Annotated in this window: 23 protein-coding genes; 12 read left to right on the top strand and 11 right to left on the bottom strand. The window is 71.2% G+C overall.

All coding sequences use genetic code 11. The features are described from left to right. Positions 1–3 precede the first annotated feature (3 nt). Positions 4–1,266 carry a flavohemoglobin expression-modulating QEGLA motif protein gene (locus MQC88_RS11355; RefSeq protein WP_243322138.1) on the bottom strand — a complete coding sequence of 421 codons (1,263 nt, stop codon included), beginning with the start codon at positions 1,264–1,266 and terminating at the stop codon, positions 4–6. A gap of 153 nt (positions 1,267–1,419) precedes the next feature. Further along, positions 1,420–2,538 (bottom strand): ribosome small subunit-dependent GTPase A, encoded by a 1,119-nt coding sequence (gene rsgA / locus MQC88_RS11350; protein WP_243322136.1) that lies wholly within the window; start codon positions 2,536–2,538, stop codon positions 1,420–1,422. A gap of 222 nt (positions 2,539–2,760) precedes the next feature. Between rsgA and MQC88_RS11345 the strand changes: the two genes are divergently transcribed. Genes MQC88_RS11345 through MQC88_RS11335 form a run of 3 tightly spaced genes read left to right on the top strand, consistent with a single transcriptional unit; the run spans position 2,761 to position 5,415 of the window. Next, a complete protein-coding gene (locus tag MQC88_RS11345) occupies positions 2,761–4,023 on the top strand; it encodes an aminotransferase class I/II-fold pyridoxal phosphate-dependent enzyme (protein WP_243322134.1) in 1,263 nt (420 codons plus the stop codon). 31 nt (positions 4,024–4,054) lie between these two features. Continuing rightward, the gene (locus tag MQC88_RS11340; RefSeq protein ID WP_243322352.1) at positions 4,055–4,711 is read left to right on the top strand and encodes an SGNH/GDSL hydrolase family protein; all 657 of its coding nucleotides are present in this window, start codon (positions 4,055–4,057) and stop codon (positions 4,709–4,711) included. After that, complete coding sequence (locus tag MQC88_RS11335) at positions 4,708–5,415, top strand: class I SAM-dependent methyltransferase (protein WP_243322132.1); 708 nt, start codon at positions 4,708–4,710, stop codon at positions 5,413–5,415. Before MQC88_RS11340 ends, MQC88_RS11335 begins: the two co-directional genes overlap by 4 nt. A 94-nt stretch (positions 5,416–5,509) precedes the next feature. Here the strand turns inward: MQC88_RS11335 and MQC88_RS11330 are convergent, their stop codons facing one another. Further along, positions 5,510–6,346, bottom strand: a complete 837-nt coding sequence (locus MQC88_RS11330) for a polysaccharide deacetylase family protein (RefSeq protein WP_243322128.1) — start codon at positions 6,344–6,346, stop codon at positions 5,510–5,512. Positions 6,347–6,488: 142 nt separating this feature from the next. Between MQC88_RS11330 and grxD the strand changes: the two genes are divergently transcribed. Further along, positions 6,489–7,415, top strand: a complete 927-nt coding sequence (gene grxD / locus MQC88_RS11325; protein ID WP_243322126.1) for a Grx4 family monothiol glutaredoxin — start codon at positions 6,489–6,491, stop codon at positions 7,413–7,415. Between the two features lie 191 nt (positions 7,416–7,606). On the opposite strand, the gene MQC88_RS11320 is transcribed toward grxD, so the two are convergent. From MQC88_RS11320 to MQC88_RS11310, 3 genes are all read right to left on the bottom strand, one after another. Continuing rightward, positions 7,607–8,146, bottom strand: coding sequence for a DUF924 family protein (locus MQC88_RS11320; protein ID WP_243322124.1), 540 nt, complete (start codon positions 8,144–8,146; stop codon positions 7,607–7,609). Between the two features lie 10 nt (positions 8,147–8,156). Next, positions 8,157–8,570, bottom strand: a complete 414-nt coding sequence (locus tag MQC88_RS11315) for a GFA family protein (RefSeq protein ID WP_243322121.1) — start codon at positions 8,568–8,570, stop codon at positions 8,157–8,159. 128 nt (positions 8,571–8,698) lie between these two features. Beyond that, entirely contained in the window at positions 8,699–9,475 is a 777-nt protein-coding gene (locus tag MQC88_RS11310) for an AMP nucleosidase (protein ID WP_243322118.1), read from the bottom strand. Positions 9,476–9,656: 181 nt separating this feature from the next. Between MQC88_RS11310 and MQC88_RS11305 the strand changes: the two genes are divergently transcribed. From MQC88_RS11305 to MQC88_RS11295, 3 genes are all read left to right on the top strand, one after another. Continuing rightward, the gene (locus tag MQC88_RS11305; RefSeq protein WP_243322117.1) at positions 9,657–10,598 is read left to right on the top strand and encodes a DegV family protein; all 942 of its coding nucleotides are present in this window, start codon (positions 9,657–9,659) and stop codon (positions 10,596–10,598) included. Between the two features lie 77 nt (positions 10,599–10,675). After that, positions 10,676–11,020 (top strand): hypothetical protein, encoded by a 345-nt coding sequence (locus tag MQC88_RS11300; protein WP_243322115.1) that lies wholly within the window; start codon positions 10,676–10,678, stop codon positions 11,018–11,020. Between the two features lie 76 nt (positions 11,021–11,096). Further along, the gene (locus MQC88_RS11295) at positions 11,097–11,816 is read left to right on the top strand and encodes a Dph6-related ATP pyrophosphatase (protein WP_243322113.1); all 720 of its coding nucleotides are present in this window, start codon (positions 11,097–11,099) and stop codon (positions 11,814–11,816) included. On the opposite strand, the gene fghA is transcribed toward MQC88_RS11295, so the two are convergent. From fghA to MQC88_RS11275, 4 genes are all read right to left on the bottom strand, one after another. Beyond that, positions 11,813–12,649, bottom strand: coding sequence for an S-formylglutathione hydrolase (gene fghA, locus MQC88_RS11290; RefSeq protein ID WP_243322111.1), 837 nt, complete (start codon positions 12,647–12,649; stop codon positions 11,813–11,815). The two genes, MQC88_RS11295 and fghA, sit on opposite strands and share 4 nt — an antisense overlap. Positions 12,650–12,657: 8 nt before the next feature. Beyond that, positions 12,658–13,767, bottom strand: a complete 1,110-nt coding sequence (locus MQC88_RS11285; protein ID WP_243322108.1) for an S-(hydroxymethyl)glutathione dehydrogenase/class III alcohol dehydrogenase — start codon at positions 13,765–13,767, stop codon at positions 12,658–12,660. 179 nt (positions 13,768–13,946) lie between these two features. After that, the gene (locus MQC88_RS11280; RefSeq protein WP_243322106.1) at positions 13,947–16,550 is read right to left on the bottom strand and encodes a phosphoenolpyruvate carboxylase; all 2,604 of its coding nucleotides are present in this window, start codon (positions 16,548–16,550) and stop codon (positions 13,947–13,949) included. Further along, on the bottom strand, positions 16,550–17,914 hold the full coding sequence (locus MQC88_RS11275; protein WP_243322104.1) for a glutamate--cysteine ligase: 1,365 nt from the start codon (positions 17,912–17,914) through the stop codon (positions 16,550–16,552). Before MQC88_RS11275 ends, MQC88_RS11280 begins: the two co-directional genes overlap by 1 nt. Before the next feature lie 196 nt (positions 17,915–18,110). Between MQC88_RS11275 and MQC88_RS11270 the strand changes: the two genes are divergently transcribed. Beyond that, positions 18,111–18,806 carry a VIT1/CCC1 transporter family protein gene (locus MQC88_RS11270; RefSeq protein ID WP_243322102.1) on the top strand — a complete coding sequence of 232 codons (696 nt, stop codon included), beginning with the start codon at positions 18,111–18,113 and terminating at the stop codon, positions 18,804–18,806. A gap of 87 nt (positions 18,807–18,893) precedes the next feature. Here the strand turns inward: MQC88_RS11270 and yihA are convergent, their stop codons facing one another. Continuing rightward, positions 18,894–19,505 (bottom strand): ribosome biogenesis GTP-binding protein YihA/YsxC, encoded by a 612-nt coding sequence (gene yihA, locus MQC88_RS11265; RefSeq protein WP_243322099.1) that lies wholly within the window; start codon positions 19,503–19,505, stop codon positions 18,894–18,896. Positions 19,506–19,656: 151 nt separating this feature from the next. On the opposite strand from yihA, the gene MQC88_RS11260 reads away from it, so the two are divergent. From MQC88_RS11260 to MQC88_RS11245, 4 genes are all read left to right on the top strand, one after another. Next, the gene (locus MQC88_RS11260; RefSeq protein ID WP_243322098.1) at positions 19,657–20,553 is read left to right on the top strand and encodes a c-type cytochrome; all 897 of its coding nucleotides are present in this window, start codon (positions 19,657–19,659) and stop codon (positions 20,551–20,553) included. 113 nt (positions 20,554–20,666) lie between these two features. After that, positions 20,667–21,296, top strand: a complete 630-nt coding sequence (locus MQC88_RS11255; RefSeq protein ID WP_243322096.1) for a thiol:disulfide interchange protein DsbA/DsbL — start codon at positions 20,667–20,669, stop codon at positions 21,294–21,296. 47 nt (positions 21,297–21,343) lie between these two features. After that, positions 21,344–22,186 (top strand): thiol:disulfide interchange protein DsbA/DsbL, encoded by an 843-nt coding sequence (locus MQC88_RS11250; RefSeq protein ID WP_243322095.1) that lies wholly within the window; start codon positions 21,344–21,346, stop codon positions 22,184–22,186. 4 nt (positions 22,187–22,190) lie between these two features. After that, positions 22,191–22,955, top strand: a complete 765-nt coding sequence (locus MQC88_RS11245) for an endonuclease/exonuclease/phosphatase family protein (RefSeq protein ID WP_243322092.1) — start codon at positions 22,191–22,193, stop codon at positions 22,953–22,955. Positions 22,956–23,084: the final 129 nt, after the last annotated feature.

Below are 23,084 nucleotides of genomic sequence, written 5' to 3'. Positions count from 1 at the left end.
CCCCTATTGCGTCGCCAGCAGCGGCGGCGCGTCGGACATCGCGTCCAGGCGGATGCGGTTGGCGAACAGCGAGAACGCCAGCATCCCGGCCAGGCCGTTGGCCCGCGACAGCCAGTGCGGCAGCCAGCGTGGCGGCAGTAGCACGCCGGCGTCGAACAGCGGCTCGAAGCGGGTGGCGTCGGCCAGGGTCATCTTGCCGGCGAACAGCTGCCGGCACAGCCGCAGCTTGCGCTGGCGCAACGCCCAGCGGAAGAACGTGTGCACGCCGATCAGGCCGCGCAGGTACACGGTGTCCTTGGTGAACGCGGCGCCACCGGTCAGCGGCACCCCGCGGAACACCCGCTGCGCCGAGGAGAAGCTCTCGACCTCGTCCTGGCCGGCGTCGAGGAAATAGTGGAACACCTGCACGAAGTCGGCGCCGTCCAGCGCCATCGCCACCGCCTCGATCCGCAGCGACACCCGTTTCATGCGCTCGATGTCGATGCTGCCGGTGATCTGCTCGGCGAACGTCGCCAGCCCTTCCTGGGTGGCGGTGGTGCGCGGCGAGGACAGCGCCATGCTCTGCAGCAGCGGTTGCTCGCGGCCGTTGAGCGCGGTGAGCGAATGCACGAAGGCCTCGTGCTGCAGCAGCTGGTGGCGGTCGTAGTCGCTGAACGCGGCACCGGCGCGCAGGCGGATGCGGGTGGCGCCGGCGGCGGCCTTGGCGATCAGGCTCGGGTCGAGCACCACCTCGATCACGCGCTGGTTGAAGAAGTCGTCGAGGTCGGATTGCAGTTGCAGTTGCAGCGCGGTGGCCGAAATCGCGACCTGCTCGGACGGCGCCAGCAGTTCGCGGTCGAGTTCGTCGGCGATGGCGATGAAATGGCGCGCCGCCTCGCGCGTGCTCGGGCCGTTGCCGGGCAAGGGCTCGTCGGGGCGACCGAACAGCCGCTGCGAATGCGTGGTCACGGCGGCGCTGCCGAGCGCTTCCAGCAGTTCGGCGGCGATCGCCCAGGCCCGCGCGGATTCGGCCAGGTAGCGCCCGAGCGGGTGCTGCGGGTCGGCGGCGGCGGCGATCGCGTCCAGCTCGCGCCGCGCCTCGCTGAAATCGTGTTTCGGGTAATCGAAGCGCGGAAGCGCGGTATTGCCGGCCGCGCGCTGCGCCAGGAACGCCTGCTGCACCTCCATCGGCCAGCTGACCAGGCCCAGCAGCTTGATCCCGCGCGCGGCGCGGACCATGCGTGCGTCGAGCGTGGCGTGGTGGGCGACCTCGGGCGCCGGGGGCATCAGCATTCCCGGGCGCCCGCGGCGCCCGTCATCCCGGCTGCGTCGCGGGAGTCGCGTGCCGGCACCGCGGGAATCCACCGGCGCTCCCCCGCCGCGTTGGCGATGGCCGGGAACGCAGCGTTGCGCGTGCGTCGCCCGCCCCCGCCCGGAGGCCTAATGGCGTCCATACTTCTCGTCCAGCCGCTTGTGCAATGCCTTGCCCTGCACCTTCTCGTCGGATTTCTGCGCCATCCGGTTGGCCAGCTTGCCGGCGGCGCCGGCGACCTCGTCGCGCAGCTTCAGGAAGTTGGCGTAGCGCTCGCCGTCCAGGGTGCCGGCCTCGAGCGCGGCGCGCACCGCGCAGCCGGGTTCGCGCTCGTGCTTGCAGTCGCGGAACCTGCACTGTTCGGCCAGCGCCTCGATGTCGGAGAAATTCTCGGCGACGTCTTCCTCGCCGGTCGGCTTGAGTTCGCGCATGCCCGGGGTGTCGATCAGGCAGGCGCCGGACGGCAGCGGAATCAACGCGCGATGGGTGGTGGTGTGGCGGCCGCGGGCGTCGCTGTCGCGCACGGCCCCGGTCTTCATCCGCTCCACCCCGAGCAGGGTGTTGGTCAGCGTCGACTTGCCGGCGCCCGACGACCCCACCAGCACGATGCTGCGGCCGGGCTGCAGCCACGGCGCGAGCGCGCCGAGATCGTCGCGGTCCCTGGCGTTGAGCGCGACCACCGCCGCGCCCTGTGCGGCGGTGCCGGCGAGCGCGGCCAGCGCTTCGGCAATCGCGTCCGGGTTGCCCGCCGCGGCCTGGTCGGCCTTGGTCAACACCACCACCGCACCGGCGCCGCTGCCCTGCACCAGCAGCAGGTAGCGCTCGATCCGGCGCGGGTTGAAGTCCGCGTCCAGCCCGCAGACCACGAACACGGTGTCGATGTTGGCCGCGATCAGCTGCTGCTTGTAGTGCTCGCCGGCGGCGCCGCGCTTGATCGCCGAATGCCGCGGCAGCAGGGCCACGATCTTGCCGGCCTCGACCAGCACCCAGTCGCCGACCGCGGCGCGCTGCTCGGCCGGCACCATGCCCTTGCGGTAGCCGGGCGGGCGTTGCCAGTCCGGCGGCGACTCGACCGCGACGCCCGCCTCCACGCCTTCGGCGACGACGTAGCCGGAGCGGTGCTGCTCGGTGACCCGCGCCGGCCGCGCCAACGGATGCGCGGCCAGCAGGGCGGCCCATTGCGGGTCGGTGACGGGGCCGGGGTAAGGCCAGCCGATGGCACGCAAACCGGCCAAATCTTCAGTCATGCCGGCAAGCGTATATCGACGCGCGCGGCGGCGCGGTGCAGCGGCATCGCAAGCGGGGGCCGACCCGGCGCGGACCTGGCCGCGCGCGGCCGGCGGCTCGCGGCGGAGCCGGAATTCAAGCGTGGCGGCGGGAAGGGCGCATGCCCGGATTCTATCGCGTGTGCTCGCCGCGACGGCGGCCGGATCGGCTAGGCTGGCAGGCCCGTCGCCCTGCCGCCACCGATGTCCCCGCCCAGCCTCAAGACCCGCGAACGCCTGTCCGAAGTCCGTTACGAGATCCGCGGCGAACTCGCCCGCCGCGCGCGCGAGCTGGAAGCCCGGGGCCGCAGCCTGGTCAAGCTCAACATCGGCAACCCCGGCGCGTTCGGATTCCGCGCCCCGGAACACCTGCAACAGGCGATCGCCGGCCAGATCGCGCACACCGATCCCTACACCCACCAGCAGGGCCTGCCGGCGGCGCGCGAGGCGATCGCCGAATTCCATCGCCGCCGCGGCACGCCCAACGCCTCGCCCGAGCGCGTCTTCATCGGCAACGGCGTCAGCGAACTGATCGACCTGTCGCTGCGCGCGCTGCTCAATCCCGGCGACGAAGTGCTGCTGCCCTCGCCCGATTATCCGTTGTGGAGCGCGGCCACCATCCTCAACGACGGCCGCCCGGTGTATTACCGCTGCGCGCCGGAGAACGGTTTCCTGCCCGATCCGGACGAGATCGAGGCGCTGGTGACGCCACGCATCCGTGCGATCGTGCTGATCAACCCCAACAACCCGACCGGCGCCGCCTATCCGCGCGCGCTGCTCGAGCGCATCGTCGCCATCGCCGCCAGGCACCGCCTGCTGCTGATGGCCGACGAGATCTACGACGGCATCCTCTATGACGAGGCGCGCTTCGAGCCGCTGGCGCCGCTGGCCGGCGAGCTGCCGTGCCTGTCGTTCGGCGGCTTGTCGAAGGTGCACCGCGCCTGCGGCTGGCGCGTGGGCTGGGCGGTGCTCAGCGGCGATCCGCTGGCCAGCGGCGACTTCCACCACGCCATGGACCTGCTCGGCGCGCTGCGCCTGTGCGCCAACGTGCCCGGGCAGTTCGCGATCGAACAGGCCCTGTTCGGCATCGACACCATCGGCGCGCTGGTGGCGCCGGGCGGGCGCCTGCACGAGACCCGGCGCGCCCTGGTCGAATGCTGCGACGCCAGCGAACACCTCGCACTGGTGGCGCCGCAGGGTGCGTTGTACGGCTTCCCCGCGGTGGTCGGCGCGGCCGCGCGCGGCTTCGACGACCACGCCTTCGCGCTGCAGCTGCTCGAGGAAGAGGACGTGCTGGTGGTGCCTGGTTCCAGCTTCAACGTCCCGTACCGCAACCACTTCCGGGTCACCCTGCTGCCCGAGGCACCGCTGCTGCGCGAAGTGTTCGCGCGGATCGAGCGGGTGCTGGAGCGGCGCGCGCAGGCGGGCGGCCGCGATGCCGCCGCGCGCGACGCCGCGGTGGCCTGACGCCATGGCGCTGGGCCCGCTGGCGCTGGGCATGCTGGCCGGCCACGTGGCCGATGGCGCGCCGGCAAGCGCCGACGGCCTGCGCTACCTCGCGCTCGGCGACAGCTACACCATCGGCGAAGGCGTGGCCGGGGACGACCGCTGGCCGCTGCAGCTGGCGCGCGCATTGCGGGCCGAAGGCGTCGCGCTCGCCGATCCGCGCATCATCGCCACCACCGGCTGGACCACCGACGAACTGGCGGCGGCGATCGATGCGGCCGAACCGATTGGCGATCACGACTTCGTCAGCCTGCTGGTCGGCGTCAACAACCAGTATCGCGGCCGCGACCTCGACGAGTACCGCACGCAGTTCACGGCGCTGCTGGAGCGCGCGATCGGGCTTGCCGGCGGCGATGCCGGGCGGGTGCTGGTGCTGTCGATCCCGGACTGGGGCGCGACCCGTTTCGGCCGCGAATCCGGCCGCGACCCCGATGCGATCGCGCGCGAGCTCGATGCCTTCAACGCCGCGGCGCGCGCCATCTGCGCCGCGCATGGCGTCGCCTTCGTCGACATCACCACGGTGTCGCGCGCGCATGGCGCGGATGCGTCGATGCTCGCCGACGACGGCCTGCATCCGTCGGCGCGCGCGCACGCGGACTGGGCGCGCCAGGCGTTGCCCGCGGCGCGCCGGTTGCTGGCGCCGCGATGACGGCCGCGCCGATCGCCACCGGCCGCCCGCTCGACCGCGCGACATCGGTCCGCATCGCCCGCGCCTTCCTGCCTGAACGCTGGTACGGCAATCGCGGACACTACTACTACGCGCGCGCCAAGCTGGGCAGCGATCCGCTGTACCCGAGCATGGTCGACGCGCTGAGCGGCAGCCACGCGCCGCTGCTGGACCTGGGCTGCGGCATCGGCCTGTTCGCCCATGCGCTGCGCGCCGCAGGCGTCGCGCTGCCGTATCGCGGGGTCGACAACGACGCCGGCAAGATCGCGCAAGCGCGGCGTGCGGCCGGCAGCGCCGGGCTTGCCGACGTGGAGTTCGACTGCATGGACCTCGCCACCGGATTGCCGCCGCACCGCGGCAGCGTCGCCCTGCTCGACGTGTTGCAGTTCGTGCCGGCGCAGGCGCAGGACGGCATCCTCGATGCCGCCATCGCCATGCTGGTGCCCGGCGCGCGGCTGCTGCTGCGCACCGGACTGGACGATGGCAGCGCGCGGGCGCGGACCACGCGCCGGATCGATGCGCTGTCGCGGCTGATGGGCTGGATGAACGCCGGGCCGCAGCGCTATCCCGACGCCGACGCGCTGCGCGCGCGCTTCGAGGCCGCGGGCCTGCGCTGCGAATTCACCCCGCTGTACGGCAACACGCCGTTCAACAACTGGCGCGTCGTCGCGACCCGGCCCCTGTAGGAGGCGTATCCTCCTGTGGGAGCGGCTTCAGCCGCGAGCTTTTCACCACAAGGGCTCGCGGCTGAAGCCGCTCCCACAATCGAAGCCGCCTCTGCTACGACAGTTCCGGCGCGCGGCAGGCGCCGGTCTCGGCCTCCAGCATTTCCGGCAGCACGCAGCGATAGCCCAGCGCATCCAACCGTTGCAGCAGCAGCGCGATGGCTTCCACATTGCGGCCATGCGCCGCGCCTTCGTGCAGCAGCACGATGGCACCGGGCGCGAGCGTGCGCTCGATCCGGGCGACGACCCGCCGCGGATCCGCGGCCACGGCATCGAAGCCGCGCGCGCTCCACGCCACCCGCGCCAACCCCAGCTTGCGCAATGGCGCCGACACGAACGGATTGGCCATCCCCACCACGGCGCGGAACCAGCGCGGCGCGGTCCCTGCGATTTCGCCCAGGATCGCTTGCGTGCGTTCGATCTCCGTCGCCATCCGCCGCGGCCCCAGCGCCCAGAACCAGGCCGAGGGATGGGTCGCGCTGTGGTTGCCGAGCGTGTGCCCGCGCCGCACGATCTCGCGCACGGCGTCCGGCCGCGCGCGCGCGCGTTCGCCGACCACGAAGAAGGTCGCCTGCGCCGCGTGCGCATCGAGCAGGTCGAGGATCGCGGCGGTGTCGGCGGACGGGCCGTCGTCGATCGTCAGCCATGCGACGCGCTCGCGCGTCGGCAGTCGCGACAGCGCCGGGCCATACAGTCGCGATCGCGGCCACAGCACGCCCCACAGCAGCAGCGCATGGCTGGCCAGCAGCAACGGCAGGCCATAGCCCCACCCCAGCCGCCACCACGCGAGCGCGACCAGTGCCTGTGACAGCAGCACCAGCCACGGCCACGCGTACACGTGGCGCGGCAGGCGGTGCAGCGGCGAGGCGGCGCGCGCGGCGGGATCGGTCATGCGGCCATCATGCCGTGCGACATCGGCCCCGAGGAAGGGGCGGCGACATCGGCCTGCGGGCAGTTCCGGCCGGAATCCGGTAGTGGGAGCGCGGTTTTCCGGGGGCGTAGAATGCGTGTCCCCACGTTTCCGGATGCCTCCCATGTCGCTCGACCCTGCCCTGCGCGCGCGCATCGATGCGCTGCTTGCCGCCAACCAAGTGGTGCTGTTCATGAAGGGCGAGCCGCGCGCGCCGCAGTGCGGATTCTCCGCGAAGGCGGTGGCGGCGCTGGAGGCGGCCGGCGTCGATGGCTACGCCCATGTCGACGTGCTGTCGGATCCGGAGATCCGCGAGGGCATCAAGCAGTACGGCGACTGGCCGACGATCCCGCAGCTCTACATTGGCGGCGAACTGGTCGGCGGCAGCGACATCGTCGAGCAGATGGCCAACAGCGGCGAACTGCATGCCGCGCTCGGCCTGCCGGCACCGGACCGCACCCCGCCGGCGATCACGATTTCCGCCGACGCCGTCGCCATGCTGCGCGAGGCGTTGGCCAACGCCGGCGACGGCCATGCGCTGAAGATCGAGGTCGATCCGCGCTTCAACGCCAAGTTGCAGCTGGCGCCGGTGGATGCCGGCGCGATCGCGGTCGAGGTCGACGGCATCCGCGCGCAGTTCGACCTGGCCTCCGCGCGCCGCGCGCAGGGCCTGTCGATCGACTGGGTCGACGACGAACGCGGCCGCGGGCTGGTGATCGAAAATCCCAACGCGCCGGCGAAGGTGCGCGAATTGTCGCCGGTGGAAGCCGCGGGCAAGCTCGCCGCCGGCGCGATCACCCTGGTCGACGTCCGCCCACCCGAAGAGCGCGCGTTCGCCATGGTCAAGGCGAAGTTCGCGACCCTGGACGCCGGCATCGCCGAACTCGAGGCGCTGCCCAGGGATACGCCGCTGGCATTCCTGTGCCACCACGGCAACCGCAGCGCGCAGGCGGCGGAGCATTTCCGCCAGCTCGGCTTCCGCGAGGTCTACAACATCGTCGGCGGCATCGATGCCTGGGCCGACGCCGATCCCGCGATCGGGAAGTACTGAGCAGGGCACATCTGCACCGTGCAGGAGCGGCTCCAGCCGCGACACGACTCAAGCATGCGACACAATAACAGGCAAGCGAGTCAGGCAGCGCTTGGCGGTGCCTTGGCTCTGCCCGGTTGCCGAATCCGGTCCGGGCACGGTCGCGGCTGAAGCCGCTCCTGCAACGGCGGGTCGTTGCCGGTGCGCTGCCCTCAACCGAAGCCGCCGCCCGCGTCCAGCCAGGCCTGTTCGTCCGGCGTGCTGTCGCGTCCCAGCGCCAGGTTGCGGTGCGGGAAGCGGCCGAAGCGCGCGATCACGTCATGGTGCGCCTGCGCGTAGGCCAGGTAGTTGTCGTCGCCTAGCGCCGCGAACAACGTCAGCGCGTGGCGCTGGTCGAGGATGTCCTCGGAATGTTCGTACGGCAGGTAGAAGAACGCGCGCAACGCCGGTTCGAATGCCTGGTCGTGGCCGGCCGCGAGCGCGGCCGCCGCGTGCCTGCGCGCCAATGGATCGGTGGCGTAGCCGTGCGCGCTGCCGCGATAGATGTTGCGCGGGACCTGGTCGAGCAGCAGCAGCAGTCCCAATGCGCCTTCCGCATCCGCCAGCCAGTGGTCGTACTCGCGCCGCGACGCGGCCAGGTGCGCATCGAGGAACCGGGCGCGGCATTCGGCGTCGAAGCCCGGACCGCCGCCAAACCACTTGCCCGGCCCGGCCCCGCGCCAGAACCCGACGATGTCCGCCGCGGCGATCATGCGCGCGCCGTCACAGGAAGCGCTTCTCGGCAGCGCCGGGCTCGTGCCACCAGTCGTTGTCGCGGCCGTTGCTGTAGCGCACCGGCATGTCGGCCAGCACCTGCGCCGGCACGTCGTCGAGGCAGGCCAGTTGCACCGAGTAGAACTTGCCGCCGGCTTCCGGGATGTCGCCATGGGCGTACGGCCGCACCCCGCAGGTCCTGCAGAAGGGCCAGTGCACGCTGCCGGTGCCGAACTGGTAATCCACCACCGCGTCCTCGTCGCCGAGGAGGCGGAACGCTTCGGGCTTGAGGCTCGCGCTCCAGTTGCGGGTCTTGCGGCAGATCGAACAGTTGCACTTGCCGCCGCCCGTGGCCAGGTCGAGGTCGGCCTCGAATCGGACGTTGCCGCAGTGGCAGCTGCCGGTATAGGTCTGGGTGGCCATGTCCGCGCCTCGGTTTGGGGAGCAGCGAGGATACCGCCGTGCAGGAGCGGCTTGCAGCCGCGAGCTTTTTGCACGACCGATACAACCCGGATGGAGCTCGCGCCTGCAAGGCGCTCCTGCGCAAGCCGCTACTCGTCGAAGCGCAGGTGCCGCACCGACTTGCCGTGGCGGCGGATCAGGCGCAACGCCTCGATCCCGACCTGGATGTGGCGCTCGACGAATTCGGCGCTGACCCTGGCGTCGCTGGCCTCGGTCTTGATGCCCTCGGGCACCATCGGCTGGTCGCTGACCAGCAGCAGCGCGCCACAGGGAATACGGTTGGCGAACCCGGCGGCGAAGATCGTCGCGGTCTCCATGTCCACCGCCATGCAGCGCATCACCCGCAGCCGTTCCTTGAAGGCCTCGTCGTGTTCCCAGACGCGGCGGTTGGTGGTGTAGACGGTGCCCGTCCAGTAGTCGTGGCCGAGGTCGCGGACCATGGTCGAGACCGCGCGCTGCAGCGCGAATGCCGGCAGCGCAGGCACCTGCGGCGGCAGGTAGTCGTCGCTGGTGCCCTCGCCGCGGATCGCGGCGATCGGCAGGATCAGGTCGCCAAGCTGGTTCTTGCGCTTGAGCCCGCCGCACTTGCCCAGGAACAGCACCGCCTTGGGCGCGATCGCCGACAGCAGGTCCATCATGGTCGCGGCATTGGGACTGCCCATGCCGAAGTTGATCATGGTGATGCCGTCGGCGGTGGCGCTGGGCATCGGCCGCTCGGCGCCGACGACGGGCGCGCCGGTGAGGCGGGCGAAATGCCCGAGGTAACCGCCGAAATTGGTCAGCAGGATGTGTTCGCCGAAGCCGTCCAGCGGCACGCCCGTGTAGCGCGGCAGCCAGTTGTCGACGATCTGCTCTTTGCCTTTCATTGGGCCCGTCCTTGCTGCGCGCAGTGTCCGCCGCCGGCCGCCCCGCCGGCAAGTGGGCCATGCCGGGCCGGACGCGGGTGGACGCCGCACGACCCGGCGCCTGCATCGCGGCCCCGGGGCGGATGCAACCGTGCTCGCGATCGGGTAGCGTGCGACCTACGTCACGCATCGGAGCAACGGCATGCGCATCGGACTGGTGGTCGACTCGGCCTGCGACCTGCCCGCCGGGTATTTCGAGCAGCACCGGATCACCCTGCTGCCGGTCACCGTGCATATCGGCGAGGCCACCCTCACCGACCATCGCAACGAGCAGGCCACGCTGCAGTTCCTGGAGTCGCACCTGGCCAGCGGCGGCGCCGACGCGGAAACCTCGCCGTTCACGGTGCAGCAGATCCAGGACCTGTTCCTGCAGAAGCTGGTGATCGACTACGACTACGTGTTCTGCCTGACCACCACCCGTACCCGCAGCCCGATCTTCGACAACGCCACCCAGGCCAGCTTCGCGATCCTCAACGAATACCGGCCGATCCGCGCCGCGGCCGGCCACGACACCCCGTTCGCACTGCGCGTGATCGACACCCAGAACGTGTTCGCCGGGCAGGGCGTCACCGCGGTCGAGGCAGTGCGCCTGATCGAGGCCGGCGAGGGCGCGCCCAAGATCCGCGCGCGGCTGGAGAACCTGGCGCTGCACACCCACGCCTACATGATCGCGCCGGACCTGCATTACCTGCGCGCGCGCACCCGCAAGCGCGGCGACCGCAGCGTCAGCCTGCTCAGCGCCACCCTGGGCAGCGCGCTGGACATCAAGCCGATCCTGCACTGCAACCGCGGCCAGACCGGGCCGGTGGCCAAGATCAAGGGCATGGACGCGGCGGCACAGCGGCTGTTCGCCTTCGCCGGCGACCGCATCCGCAACGGGCTGATGACCCCGACCCTGTGCCTGAGCTACGGCGGCGCGCTCGAGGAGATGCGCGCCCTGCCCGGCTACGACGACCTGCGCGTGACCTGCGCCAGCTACAACATCGAGCTGTTCGAGACGGTGATGGGCCTGACCGGCATGGTCAACGTCGGCAAGGGCGCGCTGGTGGTCGGCTTCGCCGCCGAAGCGCACGCGTTCGCATGATCCGGCGGGCGCGGCGCGTCGACGCCACGCCGACGCCGACGCGCTAGGCTGGGGGAACCCCGCCACGCGAGCCTTCCATGCCGATCCGCTACTACCTCAGCCTGCCCGACCCGCAACGCGCGCGCGGCAACGATCCCGCATTCGCGTTCCGCGCGCAGGGCGCCGACGGACTGGCGCTGGAACTGCAGCAGGCGCTGCGCAGCGACGAGCTGTTCCAGCGCTGGCGCATGGCGCAGGACGACCCGGATGCCGTCGATCCCGCGCTCGGGGCCGTCGATCCCGCCGCCACCGTCAGCGGCCAGCAGCACGACCTGCACATCGACCTGGTCGCCACCACCACGATCCCGGGCAGCGTGCTCAAGCAGCGCCTGCGGCTGCTCGCCGGCAGCCACTGGACGCTGTCGGACGTGGCCAGCGCCTGAGCCGCTCGCCGCGCCAGCGAAGGCACGGCGTTCGGCGCGGATCGGCCCTTTTCCAGGCGTCGGCTAAGCTGCGCCGATGGCGAAACCGATGGCGATCGTGTCCTGGAGCGGCGGCAAGGACGCGGCCTGGGCGCTGCACGCCTTGCGCCAGCGCGACGAGGTCGAGGTCGTCGGCCTGCTGACCACGATCACGCAGGAGCATGGGCGCGTCGCCATGCAGGGCATCCGCGTCGAGGTGCTGCACGCACAGGCCGCGGCGGCGGGCTTGCCGGTGATCGAGGCGCGCATGCCCCGGGGCGCCGACAACACGACCTACGAAGCGGTGTTCACCGCGGCCCTGGCGCAGGCGCGCACGCGCTGGCCGGGGCTGCGCGACATCGCCTTCGGAGACCTGTTGCTGGAGGACGTCAAGGCCTGGCGCGACGCGCTGTGCGCGCGCGCCGGCTGGGCCCCGCACTACCCGCTGTTCGGCAGCGATACCGCGGCGCTGGCGCGCACGATGATCGCCGGCGGCCTGCGCGCGACCCTGTGCTGCGTGGATACGCAACAACTCGATCCCGCGTTTGCCGGACGGGCGTTCGATGCCGGCCTGCTGGCGGCGTTGCCCGAGGGTGTCGACCCCTGCGGCGAGAACGGGGAATTCCATACCTGCGTCGCGGCGGGCCCGATGTTCACGCATCCACTGGCGCTGCGCAGCGGCGAGACGGTACTGCGGGACGGGCGCTTCGCCTACACCGACTTCGTGCCCGTCGCCGCCTCGGCCACGCAGGCATTGCCCGGAAGCAGGCCGGCCTAGACCGGGCGGCGCAACGCCTCTGCGTGCCAGGCGACGTGCTCGCCGATGAAGCTGGCGATGAAGTAGTAGCTGTGGTCGTAGCCGGGCTGCATCCGCAGCTGCAGCGGATGGTCGGCGGCCACGCAGGCGGCGCGCAGCAGTTCCGGGCGCAGCTGGCTGGCGAGGAATTCGTCGTCGTCGCCCTGGTCGACCAGCAGCGGCAGGCGCTCGGCCGCGCCCGCGACCAGCTCGGCCGCATCCCACTGCCGCCAGCTTTCGCGATCCTCGCCCAGGTAGGCCGCGAACGCCTTCTCGCCCCACGGCACCCGCGACGGCGCCACGATCGGCGCGAACGCGGACACGCTGCGGTAGCGGCCGGGATTGCGCAATGCCGCCACCAGTGCGCCATGCCCCCCCATCGAATGGCCGCTGATCCCCCGCGCATCGCCGGCGGGGAAGTTCGCCTCGACCAGCCCGGGCAACTCGCGCGCGACGTAGTCGTGCATGCGGTAGTGCGGCGCCCACGGCGGTTGCGTCGCATCCAGGTAGAAGCCCGCGCCCTGGCCGAGGTCGTAACCGGCCGCGTCCGCCACGCCGTCGCCGCGCGGGCTGGTATCCGGCACGACCAGGATCAGCCCGTGCTCGGCGGCATGGCGCTGCGCGCCGGCCTTGGTGATGAAGTTCTGCTCGGTGCAGGTCAGGCCCGAAAGCCAGTACAGCACCGGGCAGGATTCGCGCCGCGCCTGCGGGGGCAGGAACACGCCGAAACGCATCGTGCAGCCGAGCGCGCCGGAAGCATGGCTCCAGACTTCCTGGCGGCCGTCGAAACAGGCATGCGACTCGATCCGTTCCATCGCTGCGCTCAGTAATGGATCACGGCGCGGATCGACTTGCCTTCATGCATCAGGTCGAAGGCCTCGTTGATCCGATCCAGCGGCAGCGTGTGGGTCACGAACGGCGCCAGCTGGATGTCCCCGCGCATCGCGTCCTCGACCATGCCCGGCAACTGCGTGCGCCCCTTCACCCCGCCGAACGCGGTGCCCATCCACCTGCGCCCGGTCACCAGCTGGAACGGGCGCGTCGAAATCTCCTGCCCCGCGCCAGCCACGCCGATGATCACGCTCTGGCCCCAGCCCCGGTGCGCGCATTCCAGCGCCGAGCGCATCACGTGGACGTTGCCGATGCATTCGAACGAATGGTCCACGCCCCACCCGGTCATGCCCACGATCACCTGCTGGACCGGTTCGGCATGGTCGTTCGGGTTGACGCAGTCGGTCGCGCCCATCTCGCGCGCGAGCGCGAACTTGTCCGGGTTGGTGTCGATGGCGATGATGCGCCCGGCCTTCGCCTGGCGCGCGCCCTGGATGACGGCCAGGCCGATCGCGCCCAGCCCGAACACCGCGACCGTGTCGCCTGCCTGCACCTTCGCCGTGTTGTGCACGGCGCCGATCCCGGTCGTGACGCCGCAGCCGAGCAGGCACACCTGCTCCGGGTTCGCCTCCGGATTCACCTTCGCCAGCGATACCTCGGCGACCACCGTGTACTCGCTGAAGGTCGAGCAGCCCATGTAGTGGTACACCGGCTCGCCGTTGTAGCTGAAGCGCGTGGTGCCGTCCGGCATCACGCCCTTGCCCTGGGTCGCGCGCACCGCCACGCACAGGTTGGTCTTGCCGCTCTTGCAGAACAGGCACTCGCCGCACTCGGCGGTGTACAGCGGGATCACGTGGTCGCCCGGCTTCACGCTGGCCACGCCTTCGCCGACTTCCACCACGATGCCCGCGCCTTCGTGTCCGAGCACGGCCGGAAACACGCCTTCGGGGTCGTCCCCGGACAGGGTGAACGCGTCGGTGTGGCACAGCGCGGTGTGGGTGATCTTCACCAGCACCTCGCCCTTGCGCGGTGGCTCGACATCGAGTTCGACGATCTTCAACGGTTCGCCGGCAGCGAAAGCGACGGCGGCACGGGATTTCATTGCGGCGCTCCTGCAGTGGGACCAGCCGGGGACCCGACGATCTTACCCCGGCGGAAAGCCCGGGCCTGCTGCCGGCGCAGGCAGCAAGGCCGCGGCAAGCAGCGCGCAAGCGCGAGTCCCGGCACCGGCATGAAATCCGGATCGACCATCCTGTGCCTTCTGTCGCGGCCTGAATGTCTTCAGCCGGTATTCTGGATGCCCGCGGCGATGCCGTTCACCGTGGCGTAGAGCGCGTCGAGCAGTCCGTCATCCTGGCGTCCGCCGGCGCGCCAGCGCTGCAGCAGGTCGACCTGCAGCAGGCTGATCGGATCGACGTAGGGATTGCGCAGGCGGATCGACAGGCGCAGGCGCGGGTCGCCGGCGAGCAGCGCATTCCCGTTGCGCAGCGCAAGCAGCAACCCGCGGGTGCGCTCGAATTCGGCGGCGATGCCGGGGAACAGCGACTGGTGCAGTTCGCCGGACAATCGCGAATAACACTCGAAGATCGCCATGTCCGACTTGGCCAGGGTCATTTCCAGGTCGTCGAGCAGGGTGGCGAAGAACGGCCAGTCGCGTGCCATCGCCGCCATCGTGGCCATGCCGTGCTCGGCGACGCCCTGCTGCAGCGCAGTGCCGACGCCATACCATGCGGTCAGGCCGGAGCGGTTCTGCGCCCAGGAGAACACCCAAGGGATCGCGCGCAAGCCGCGGATGCCGGCGTTGCGCCGGCGCGACGGGCGCGAACCGATGTGCAGGCGTTCGATCACGTCGATGGGTGTCGCGGCGCGGAAGTAGTCGTCGAAGCGGGGATCGCCGTACACCAGCGCGCGGTAGTGTTCGCGCCCCGCCCGGGCGAGCCCGGCGGCGATCTCGTGCCACTGCCCTTCGCGCGGATCCAGCGCGCGCGGGCGCAGGGTCGCCTGCAGTACCGCCGCTGTCGCCTGCTCCAGGTTGCGGATGGCCAGCGCGCGGATACCGTACTTGCGATGGATCACCTCGCCCTGCTCGGTCGCGCGCAGGGTGCCGTCGACCGAGCCTGGCGGCGCAGCCAGCACCGCGCGCCCGGTCTTGCCGCCGCCGCGGCTGACCGAGCCACCGCGGCCGTGGAAGAACACGATGCGCACGCGCGATCCGCGCGCCAGCGCGGTGAGCGCGATCTGGGTGCGCTGCAGCGCCCAGCGCGAGGCCAGCAGCCCGCCGTCCTTGGCACTGTCGGAATAGCCGAGCATCACCACCTGGCGGTCGCCACGGGAGCGCAGGTGCGCGCGGTACTCCGCGTCGTCGAACAAGGCGCGCATCACCTCCGGCGCGGCTTCCAGGTCGTCGACGGTCTCGAACAGCGGCGTCACGTCGAGCGGCACGCTGCCATCGGCTTCGGTGCAACCACCCTGGCGCGCCAGTTCCAGCACCGCCAGCGCGTCGGCCGCGCTGCGCGCCATGCTGATGATGTACAGGCCGATGGCGCCGGCCCCATGGCTGCGGCGCAATGCCTGTATCTCCGCGAACACGGCCAGGGTCGCGTCCCTGGCCTCGCCGCCGGCCAGCGCCTCCTCGTGCACCGCCGAATCCTGGCGCAGGTCCAGCGCAGCCAGGTGGAAGCCGAAGCTGCGCGCGCGCCGCAACACGCGCTGCACCGCGAAGCGGCCGGCGTGGTCGCCGCGATGCGCGTGCAGGCTCGCATCGATGCATTCCAGGTCGGCGATGAAGTCGTCCACGCCGGCATAGCCACGCGTATCTCCCGCGCCCGTCGCAACCAGGCGCGCTTCCATCAGCTCCAGCAGCAACCGGTACGGCATGTCCGCCCAGCGCGGATTGAATGCGGCCGCGATATCGGGCCAGTCGCGGGCGTACGCCTGCACGCCCTGCAGCACCCCGTCGGCCACTCCAACCCGGCCCACGGTCTGGGTCAGCACGCCGGCCAGCGCGCGCACGTCGCGCCGGTACTGTTCCAGCGCCAGTGCGCGCTGCGCCTGCAACGCCTCGCGCATGGTGCCAGCACCCACATTCGGGTTGCCGTCCATGTCACCGCCCACCCATGTGCCGAAATGCACGACTTCCGGCACCTCGATGCGTTCGCCGTACACGGCCTCGATGGCGTCCGCGAACACCTCGTGGAACGCCGGCAGCGCACGGAACATCACCTTGGCCAGGTAAAAGCCGACATGGTCGACCTCGTCGCCGACGCTCGGCTTCTGCGGCGGCGCATCCGATGTCTGCCACGCCGACGCCAGCGCCAGCAGGATTCGTGCTTCGTCGGCGCGACGCTCATCGGGCGTGCGGCCACGATCGATATCGGCGACCAGGCGCTCGACGATGGCGTGCTCCTTGTCCAGCAGCGCGCGGCGCACGACTTCGGTCGGGTGCGCCGTGAATACCGGCTCGATCGACAACCGCGGCAACAAGGCGCGCAGCTCGTCGAGGCCGACGCCTGCTTCGCGCAGTTCACCAAGCACTGCTTCCAGCCCCTGCGGTTGCGGCGCCTCGTCGTTGCGCTGGTGGTCGCGGCGGCGGCGGATGCGATGCACGCGCTCGGCGATGTTGGTGGCGCCAAAATAAGCTGCGAACGCCCGCACCAGGGCAGCGACGTCGGCGGCCGGCACTTCGGCCAGGCGCGCGGCCAGCGCCGCGACCGGCGCGCCCTGCTCGCGCCGCGCGATGGCCGCCTTGCGCACGGCTTCGACCAGTTCGAGGAATGCCGGCGACTGCTGTTGGGCGAGCATCCCGCCCACCATCGCCCCGAGCCGGCGCACGTCGTCGCGGAGCAGCTCGTCGGTGGCGGCAAACTCGAGGTCGCGCAATGCCATCAGTAGGCGAACTCGCGGAACACCGGGTCGACGCTGCCGTTCCACTCGCCATGGAACAGCGCCAGCTTGCGTTCGGCCGGGGTTTCATTGGCCTCGGCAAATTCGAGCAACGGCGCCAGGAAAATGCTCTCGTCGGCGCCGTTGCGGTTGAGGCGCGCGCGCCGCTGCAGGCCGGCGGCGGAGATCTTCAGTGCCTCCAGCGCCAGTTCGCGCACGCTGGCGCCGCGGAACGGCAACTTCAACGCATGCTTCGGCACGCCGTCGCGCAACGCGTGCCGTTCGTCCATGCTGAAATCCCTGACTAGGTCCCAGGCCGCGTCCAGCGCCGCATCGTCGTACAGCAACCCGACCCAGAACGCCGGCAGTGCGCACAAGCGGCTCCAGGGGCCGCCGTCGGCGCCGCGCATCTCCAGGTACTTCTTCAACCGCACTTCCGGGAACGCGGTGGTCATGTGGTCGGACCAGTCGCGCATCGTCGGACGCGCGCCCGGCAACGCGTCCAGCCGGCCGGCCATGAAATCGCGGAACGACTTGCCGCTAAGGTCGATGTACTCGCCGTTGCGGTAGGAGAAATACATCGGCACGTCGAGCAGGTAGTCGACGTAGCGTTCATAGCCGAAGCCCTCGTCGAACACGAAGTCGAGCATGCCGGTGCGGTCCGGGTCGGTGTCGGTCCAGATGTGGGAACGGTAGCTGAGGTAGCCAGTGGGCTTGCCGTCGGCGAACGGCGAGTCCGCGAACAGCGCCGTCGCCACGGGCTGCAGCGCCAGCGACACCCGGAACTTCTTCACCATGTCGGCCTCACTGCCGACATCCAGGTTGACCTGCACCGTGCAGGTGCGGGTCATCATGTCCAGGCCGAGCTTGCCGACCCGGGGCATGTAGTCGCGCATGATCGCGTAGCGGCCCTTGGGCATCCACGGCATGTCTTCCCGCCGCCACTTGGGCTGGAAGCCCATGCCCAGGAACCCGAGCCCGAGTTCGTCGGCGACGGTCCTGACTTCGTGCAGGTGGCTGTGTACCTCGCCGCAGGTCTGGTGCACGGTTTCCAGCTGGCCCCCGGACAGTTCCAGCTGCCCGGCCGGCTCCAGCGTCACCGAGGCGTCGTCCTTGAGCAGCGCGATGGTGCGCCCGTGCTCGTGCACCGGTGCCCAGCCGAAGCGCGTCAGGCCGTTGAGCAATGCCTCGATCCCGCGCTCGCCATCGAACGGCGGCGGTCGCAGGTCGTCCAGGCGGAAGCCGAACTTCTCGTGCTCGGTACCGATCCGCCAGTCGTCGCGCGCGCGCGCGCCGCTGGCGAGGTACTCGACCAGTTCGCGGCGATCGGTGAGCGGGGATTCGGCAACATGGCTCGGGCTCGACATCGGGGCCGCTCGCATCAGGGGTGTGCGAACTGGGGGCGACCGCCCGCCATCGCAAGACGGCGACTATAGCCCGCTGTCCACGGCGCCAGCGTTGCCGGGCCTGGCCTGCAGCGTTCCAGCGCCGCAGCGTGCAGGCGATGTGCCGGCACCGGGCGCGGATCGGCGATGATGCCGGCAGCCCACCCGGAGACAGGCCATGCGCCGCTGGCACGCCGAAGACCATCGTTCCGAACACGCGGGCTGGCTGCGCGCGGCCGTGCTCGGCGCCAACGACGGCATCGTTTCCGTCGCCGGCTTGGTGGTCGGTGTCGCCGCCAGCGGGGCCGGGCATGGCGTGGTGCTCGCCAGCGGCATCGCCGGGGTGGTCGCGGGCGCCTTCTCGATGGCGGCCGGGGAATACGTCTCGGTGCAGTCGCAAGCCGACACCGAGCGTGCCGACATCGCCAAGGAAACCCGCGAACTGGCCGAAGACCCGCACAGCGAGCTGCTCGAACTCACCCACATCTACGTCAAGCGCGGGCTGCAGCCAGCGCTGGCGCGCGAGGTCGCCGAGCAGCTGACCGCGCACGACGCGCTGGCCTCGCATGCGCGCGACGAACTGGGCATCACCGAGGCGTTGCGGGCGCGGCCGTTGCAGGCGGCGCTGGCGTCGGCGGCGGCGTTCGCGGCCGGCTCGCTGTTGCCGATCGCGGCGGTACTGCTGGCGCCACCCAACCGCGTCGAGGTGGTGACGATCGCGACCACGCTGCTGGCGCTGGCGCTGTCGGGCGCGCTCGCGGCCAGGACCGGCGGCGCATCGGTGGCGCGGGGCGCGTCCCGGGTGGTGTTCTGGGGTGCGCTGGCGATGGCGGCCGCGGCCCTGGTCGGACGGCTGTTCGACGTGCCGGTCTGACACCGCGCAACAGCCTGGCGACAAACGACGGGGCCCGCAGGCCGTGGCGACGCCGGAAACCCGGCTGCGCGCGGCGCCGCAGCGGCGCTACAGCTCCAGCCAGCGCGCGACCACCGCGCGCGCTTCCTCGACGCCCAGCTTGGATTCGCCCGAGAACGTCTGCACGCTGACGGTGTCGCCGTACGCCGACGACAGTTCCTTGCGCACCGCCAGCAAGGCGTTGCCCTGGGCGCCGCGGGACAGCTTGTCGGCCTTGGTCAGCAGCGCGTGCGCCGGCAGGCCGCGTTCGACCGCATAGCGGAGCATCTGCCGGTCGTAGTCCTTGAGCGGGTGGCGGATGTCCATCACCACCACCAGCCCGCGCAACGCCTGGCGGCTGCCGAAGTAGCCGTCCAGGAACGCCTGCCAGTGCGCCTGCAGGTCCTGCGGCACCTTGGCGTAGCCGTAACCGGGCAGGTCGACCAGGAAACGGTCGGTGCTGGGCGGGATCTCGAAGAACACCAGTTGCTGGGTGCGGCCAGGGGTCTTGGAGACCCGTGCCAGGGCATTCTGCTGGCACAGCGCGTTGAGCGCGCTCGACTTGCCGGCGTTGGAGCGACCCGCGAAGGCGACTTCGAAACCGCCGTCGGGCGGCAGCTGGCGGAAGTTGTGCGCGGCCAGCAGGTACTGCGCGCGGGCGAGCGGATTGGGGGCGGCCATCGGCATAGCTTCGCACGCCGACGCGCCCGTCCGCGCCGGCAGGGGGCCCCGGAACGTGCCGCGGTTTGACCGGTTCCGGCACCGGGACGATAATTCGCGGGTCTTTGCGGCTGCCGTTCGGCGCGCCGTCCATCGTGTTCGGGAGCCTTGCATGCGCCACGCCCGCGCCTACGGTATCGCTGCCCTCGCCACCCTCGTGGCGGGTGTCGTGGCGGTCGCCTTCGCCCAGACCACCGTCACGCCGCTGCCGGAAACCGCGCCGGTGCAGGCCGCGCCGCTCGACGCGTCCGCCGTCGCCGACCTGGCCAAGGCCCACTGGGGCGATGCCAAGGCCGGGGCCACCAAGGCCGGCGCGTGCGCCGCCTGCCACGGCCTGGACGGCAACCCCAGCGATCCGCAATACCCGCGCCTTGCGGGGATGCCCGAGCGCTACGTCGCCCAGCAGCTGGCCCTGTTCAAGAGTGGCGAGCGCAGCGGCGGCATGGCCGCGGTGATGGCGCCGATGGCAATGCCGCTGTCGGCCCAGGACATGCGCGACCTCGGCGCGTTCTTCGCCCAGCAGAAGGCCGGCGCCGGCATCGCCGACGACAGCACGATCGCCGACGGCCCCTACAAGGGCATGAAGTTCTTCGAGGTGGGGCAGCAGCTGTTCCGGGGCGGCGACCAGGCCCGCGGCATCCCCGCCTGCATGGCGTGCCACGGCCCGACCGGCGCCGGCAACCCGGGACCCGCCTATCCGCACATCGGCGGCCAGCAGTCGGCCTACGTCGTGCGCCGGCTGGAGGAATACCGCACCGGCACCACGGCCCAGGCCGATCCGCACCTGTTCAAGGTCATGGCGACGGTCGCCAAGCCGCTGAGCGACGAGGAAATCCAGGCCCTGGCCAGCTACCTGCAGGGCCTGCACGCGCGCAGCGACGAGGCCATGGCCGCGACCAACGCGCCGGCCGCCGCTCCCGCACCCGCCCCCGCACCGGCGGCGCCCCCGGCACCGGCCCCCGAGCCGGCGCCGGCAGCCCCGGAAGCGCCGGCACCGACGCAATCGTGAACTCCGGCCGCGCGCAGCGGTCCAAGCCTTCACAGACCTTGAATCAGTCCGCCGGCCAGACTTCCTGCGCCGGCGTCTTTTTATCCGGCGTCCGCACCTCCACATCCCGAGCGATGAACAGACTCCTGCCCATCCTGCTCTGCCTGATGCTGCCCTGGGCCGCCCTGGCCGCGCCGGCGACGCCGGCGCCGGTGGAAGGCACCGATTACGTGCTGATCGACGGCGGCCAGCCCTATCGCCCGCTCGACGGCAGGATCGAGGTCACGGAGGTATTCGGCTACTGGTGCCCGCATTGCGCCGAGTTCCAGCCGGAAGTGTCGGCCTGGGCGCGCAAGCTGCCAGCCGACGTGCGCTTCACCTACGTGCCGGCGGTGTTCGATGCCGGCGACGCCTTCGCCCGCGGCTTCTTCGCCGCCGAGGCCGCGGGTGCGGTCGCACGCACCCACGAGGGCGTCTATCGCGCGGTCCACGTCGACGGCCTGCTGGCACGCAACGCCACCATCGACGAAGTCGCCTGGTATTACGGCCAGCAGGGATTGAACGCCCCCAGGTTCAAGGCCGACATGGTCGGCCCGGCGGTCGAGGCGCAGTTGCGCGCCGCGCGCGAGTTCGCCTTGCGCAGCGGCATCGAAGGCACCCCGACCCTGATCGTCAACGGCCGCTACCGCATCACCCCGCGCACCCATGCCGATGCCCTGCGCATCGCCGACCAGCTGATCGCGCAATTGCGCGCCAGGCACTGAGCCCGAACCCGGACGCCTCGCCCCGAATCCTCCTGGAGACCCGACCGATGAAGCCCTTCGCCCTGCTGCTGACCGTGCTGATGCTGGCGGCGTGCAACCAGAACGCGCCGGCACCCGCCGACGCCACCGCGCCCGCGACGCCCGCCGCCACCGCCACGCCGAGCGCCGACGCCGAAGCCGCAGCGGCGTCCGCGGCCGCGGCCGAGGGCGCGCAAACCGCGGCGCCTGCCGCCGACGCGCCCGCGGTGGACGCCGCCGCCGCTGCCGCCGTCGACACCATCACCCAGGCTTCGGACAACGGCCCGGCGCTGGTCGCCGGCACCGACTACGAAGTGATCCAGGGCGGGCAGCCGTACCAGCCGCTCAACGGCAAGGTCGAGGTGGTCGAGGTGTTCGGCTACGTCTGCCCGGCGTGCGCGCAGTTCGAGCCGCTGGCGACCGCGTGGGAGCAGAAACTCCCGGCCGACGTGCGCTTCAGCTACGTGCCGGCGCCGTTCGGGCCGCAGTGGATCCCGTACGCCAAGGCGTTCTACGTCGCCGAGCAGATGGGGCTGGTGGGCCGGACCCACACCGCGCTGTTCAAGGCGATCCACATCGACCAGACATTGCCGGGCGAAGGCAAGACCCCGGACGAAGCCGCGGTCGCCGCCTTCTACGGCAAGTACGGCGCCGATCCCAAGCAGTTCCTCGCCGCCATGCACAGCTTCGCCACCGACGCCAAGGTCAAGCGCGGGCAGCAGTTCATGGTCCGCAGCGGGGTCGCCGGGACGCCCACGATCGTGGTCAACGGCAAGTACCGGGTGCTCGGCAAGAGCTACCCCGACATGCTGCGCATCACCAACCAGCTGATCGCGCAGGAACGCGCGGCGCAGGGGCCTGCGGCGCAGTAACCCGATGGCGACCCGCCGGCTCAAGCTGCTCAGCGCCAACATCCAGGCCGGCTCCAGCACGCGCGGCTACCACGACTATGTCGCGCGCAGCTGGTCGCACGTGCTGCCGGCGGGCAACAAGCGCGGTGCGCTGGACAAGATCGCGCGCCTGGCCGGCGAGCACGACATCGTCGGGCTGCAGGAAAGCGATCCGGGCAGCCTGCGTTCCGGCTTCACCAACCAGACCCATTACCTGGCCCAGCGAGGTGGCTTCGATTACTGGAGCCACCAGCCCAACCGCAGCGTCGGCGGGGTCGCTTCCAGCGCCAACGCGCTGCTGAGCAAGCTGGAGCCGATCGAAGTCGTCGACCATCCGCTGCCCGGCCGCATCGCCGGCCGCGGGGTGCTGATGGCGCACTTCGGCGACGGCGACGACGGGCTCACGATCGCGATCGCGCACCTGTCGCTGGGCGCGACCTCGCGCCGCTCGCAGATCGCCTTCATCGCCGAGCTGCTGCACGAGCGCCGGCACGCGGTGCTGATGGGCGACTTCAACTGCCTGCCCGACCGCCCGGAAATGGACCTGCTGTACAAGCGCACGCGGCTGCAGCCTCCGGCGTCCTGCGTGCCGACCTTCCCGAGCTGGCGCCCGCAGAAGGCGATCGACCACATCCTGGTCACCGGCGAACTCGCGCAGGAAAGCATGCATGCGCTGCCGGCGGCGGCGTCCGACCACCTGGCACTGTCGATCCAGCTCGACATCCCGGAACAGGCGCTGCGCCAGGCCTGAACAGGCCCCGACGGGTACTTGCAAGAAGCATAAGGCGCGGAAACCTGGACCGGTGCCCGGCGGGCGCTACCCGCGTCGCCCAGACTTTTGCGCTGGCTGTTCCGCAACGATGCGGACACCTACGTGGAG

Origin of the sequence: Cognatiluteimonas sedimenti (assembly GCF_022808325.1) — a bacterium.
Taxonomy (GTDB): Bacteria; Pseudomonadota; Gammaproteobacteria; order Xanthomonadales; family Xanthomonadaceae; genus Cognatiluteimonas; species Cognatiluteimonas sedimenti.
The sequence above is the reverse complement of the archived record's forward strand: the minus strand, read 5'-3'. Positions and strand labels throughout refer to the sequence as shown.

Coding starts and splice junctions, on each gene's coding strand:
- MQC88_RS11355 (WP_243322138.1), bottom strand. CDS start 1,266: ATGCCCCCGGCGCCCGAGGTCGCCCACCACGCCACGCTCGACGCACGC.
- rsgA (WP_243322136.1), bottom strand. CDS start 2,538: ATGACTGAAGATTTGGCCGGTTTGCGTGCCATCGGCTGGCCTTACCCC.
- MQC88_RS11345 (WP_243322134.1), top strand. CDS start 2,761: ATGTCCCCGCCCAGCCTCAAGACCCGCGAACGCCTGTCCGAAGTCCGT.
- MQC88_RS11340 (WP_243322352.1), top strand. CDS start 4,055: ATGCTGGCCGGCCACGTGGCCGATGGCGCGCCGGCAAGCGCCGACGGC.
- MQC88_RS11335 (WP_243322132.1), top strand. CDS start 4,708: ATGACGGCCGCGCCGATCGCCACCGGCCGCCCGCTCGACCGCGCGACA.
- MQC88_RS11330 (WP_243322128.1), bottom strand. CDS start 6,346: ATGACCGATCCCGCCGCGCGCGCCGCCTCGCCGCTGCACCGCCTGCCG.
- grxD (WP_243322126.1), top strand. CDS start 6,489: ATGTCGCTCGACCCTGCCCTGCGCGCGCGCATCGATGCGCTGCTTGCC.
- MQC88_RS11320 (WP_243322124.1), bottom strand. CDS start 8,146: ATGATCGCCGCGGCGGACATCGTCGGGTTCTGGCGCGGGGCCGGGCCG.
- MQC88_RS11315 (WP_243322121.1), bottom strand. CDS start 8,570: ATGGCCACCCAGACCTATACCGGCAGCTGCCACTGCGGCAACGTCCGA.
- MQC88_RS11310 (WP_243322118.1), bottom strand. CDS start 9,475: ATGAAAGGCAAAGAGCAGATCGTCGACAACTGGCTGCCGCGCTACACG.
- MQC88_RS11305 (WP_243322117.1), top strand. CDS start 9,657: ATGCGCATCGGACTGGTGGTCGACTCGGCCTGCGACCTGCCCGCCGGG.
- MQC88_RS11300 (WP_243322115.1), top strand. CDS start 10,676: ATGCCGATCCGCTACTACCTCAGCCTGCCCGACCCGCAACGCGCGCGC.
- MQC88_RS11295 (WP_243322113.1), top strand. CDS start 11,097: ATGGCGAAACCGATGGCGATCGTGTCCTGGAGCGGCGGCAAGGACGCG.
- fghA (WP_243322111.1), bottom strand. CDS start 12,649: ATGGAACGGATCGAGTCGCATGCCTGTTTCGACGGCCGCCAGGAAGTC.
- MQC88_RS11285 (WP_243322108.1), bottom strand. CDS start 13,767: ATGAAATCCCGTGCCGCCGTCGCTTTCGCTGCCGGCGAACCGTTGAAG.
- MQC88_RS11280 (WP_243322106.1), bottom strand. CDS start 16,550: ATGGCATTGCGCGACCTCGAGTTTGCCGCCACCGACGAGCTGCTCCGC.
- MQC88_RS11275 (WP_243322104.1), bottom strand. CDS start 17,914: ATGTCGAGCCCGAGCCATGTTGCCGAATCCCCGCTCACCGATCGCCGC.
- MQC88_RS11270 (WP_243322102.1), top strand. CDS start 18,111: ATGCGCCGCTGGCACGCCGAAGACCATCGTTCCGAACACGCGGGCTGG.
- yihA (WP_243322099.1), bottom strand. CDS start 19,505: ATGGCCGCCCCCAATCCGCTCGCCCGCGCGCAGTACCTGCTGGCCGCG.
- MQC88_RS11260 (WP_243322098.1), top strand. CDS start 19,657: ATGCGCCACGCCCGCGCCTACGGTATCGCTGCCCTCGCCACCCTCGTG.
- MQC88_RS11255 (WP_243322096.1), top strand. CDS start 20,667: ATGAACAGACTCCTGCCCATCCTGCTCTGCCTGATGCTGCCCTGGGCC.
- MQC88_RS11250 (WP_243322095.1), top strand. CDS start 21,344: ATGAAGCCCTTCGCCCTGCTGCTGACCGTGCTGATGCTGGCGGCGTGC.
- MQC88_RS11245 (WP_243322092.1), top strand. CDS start 22,191: ATGGCGACCCGCCGGCTCAAGCTGCTCAGCGCCAACATCCAGGCCGGC.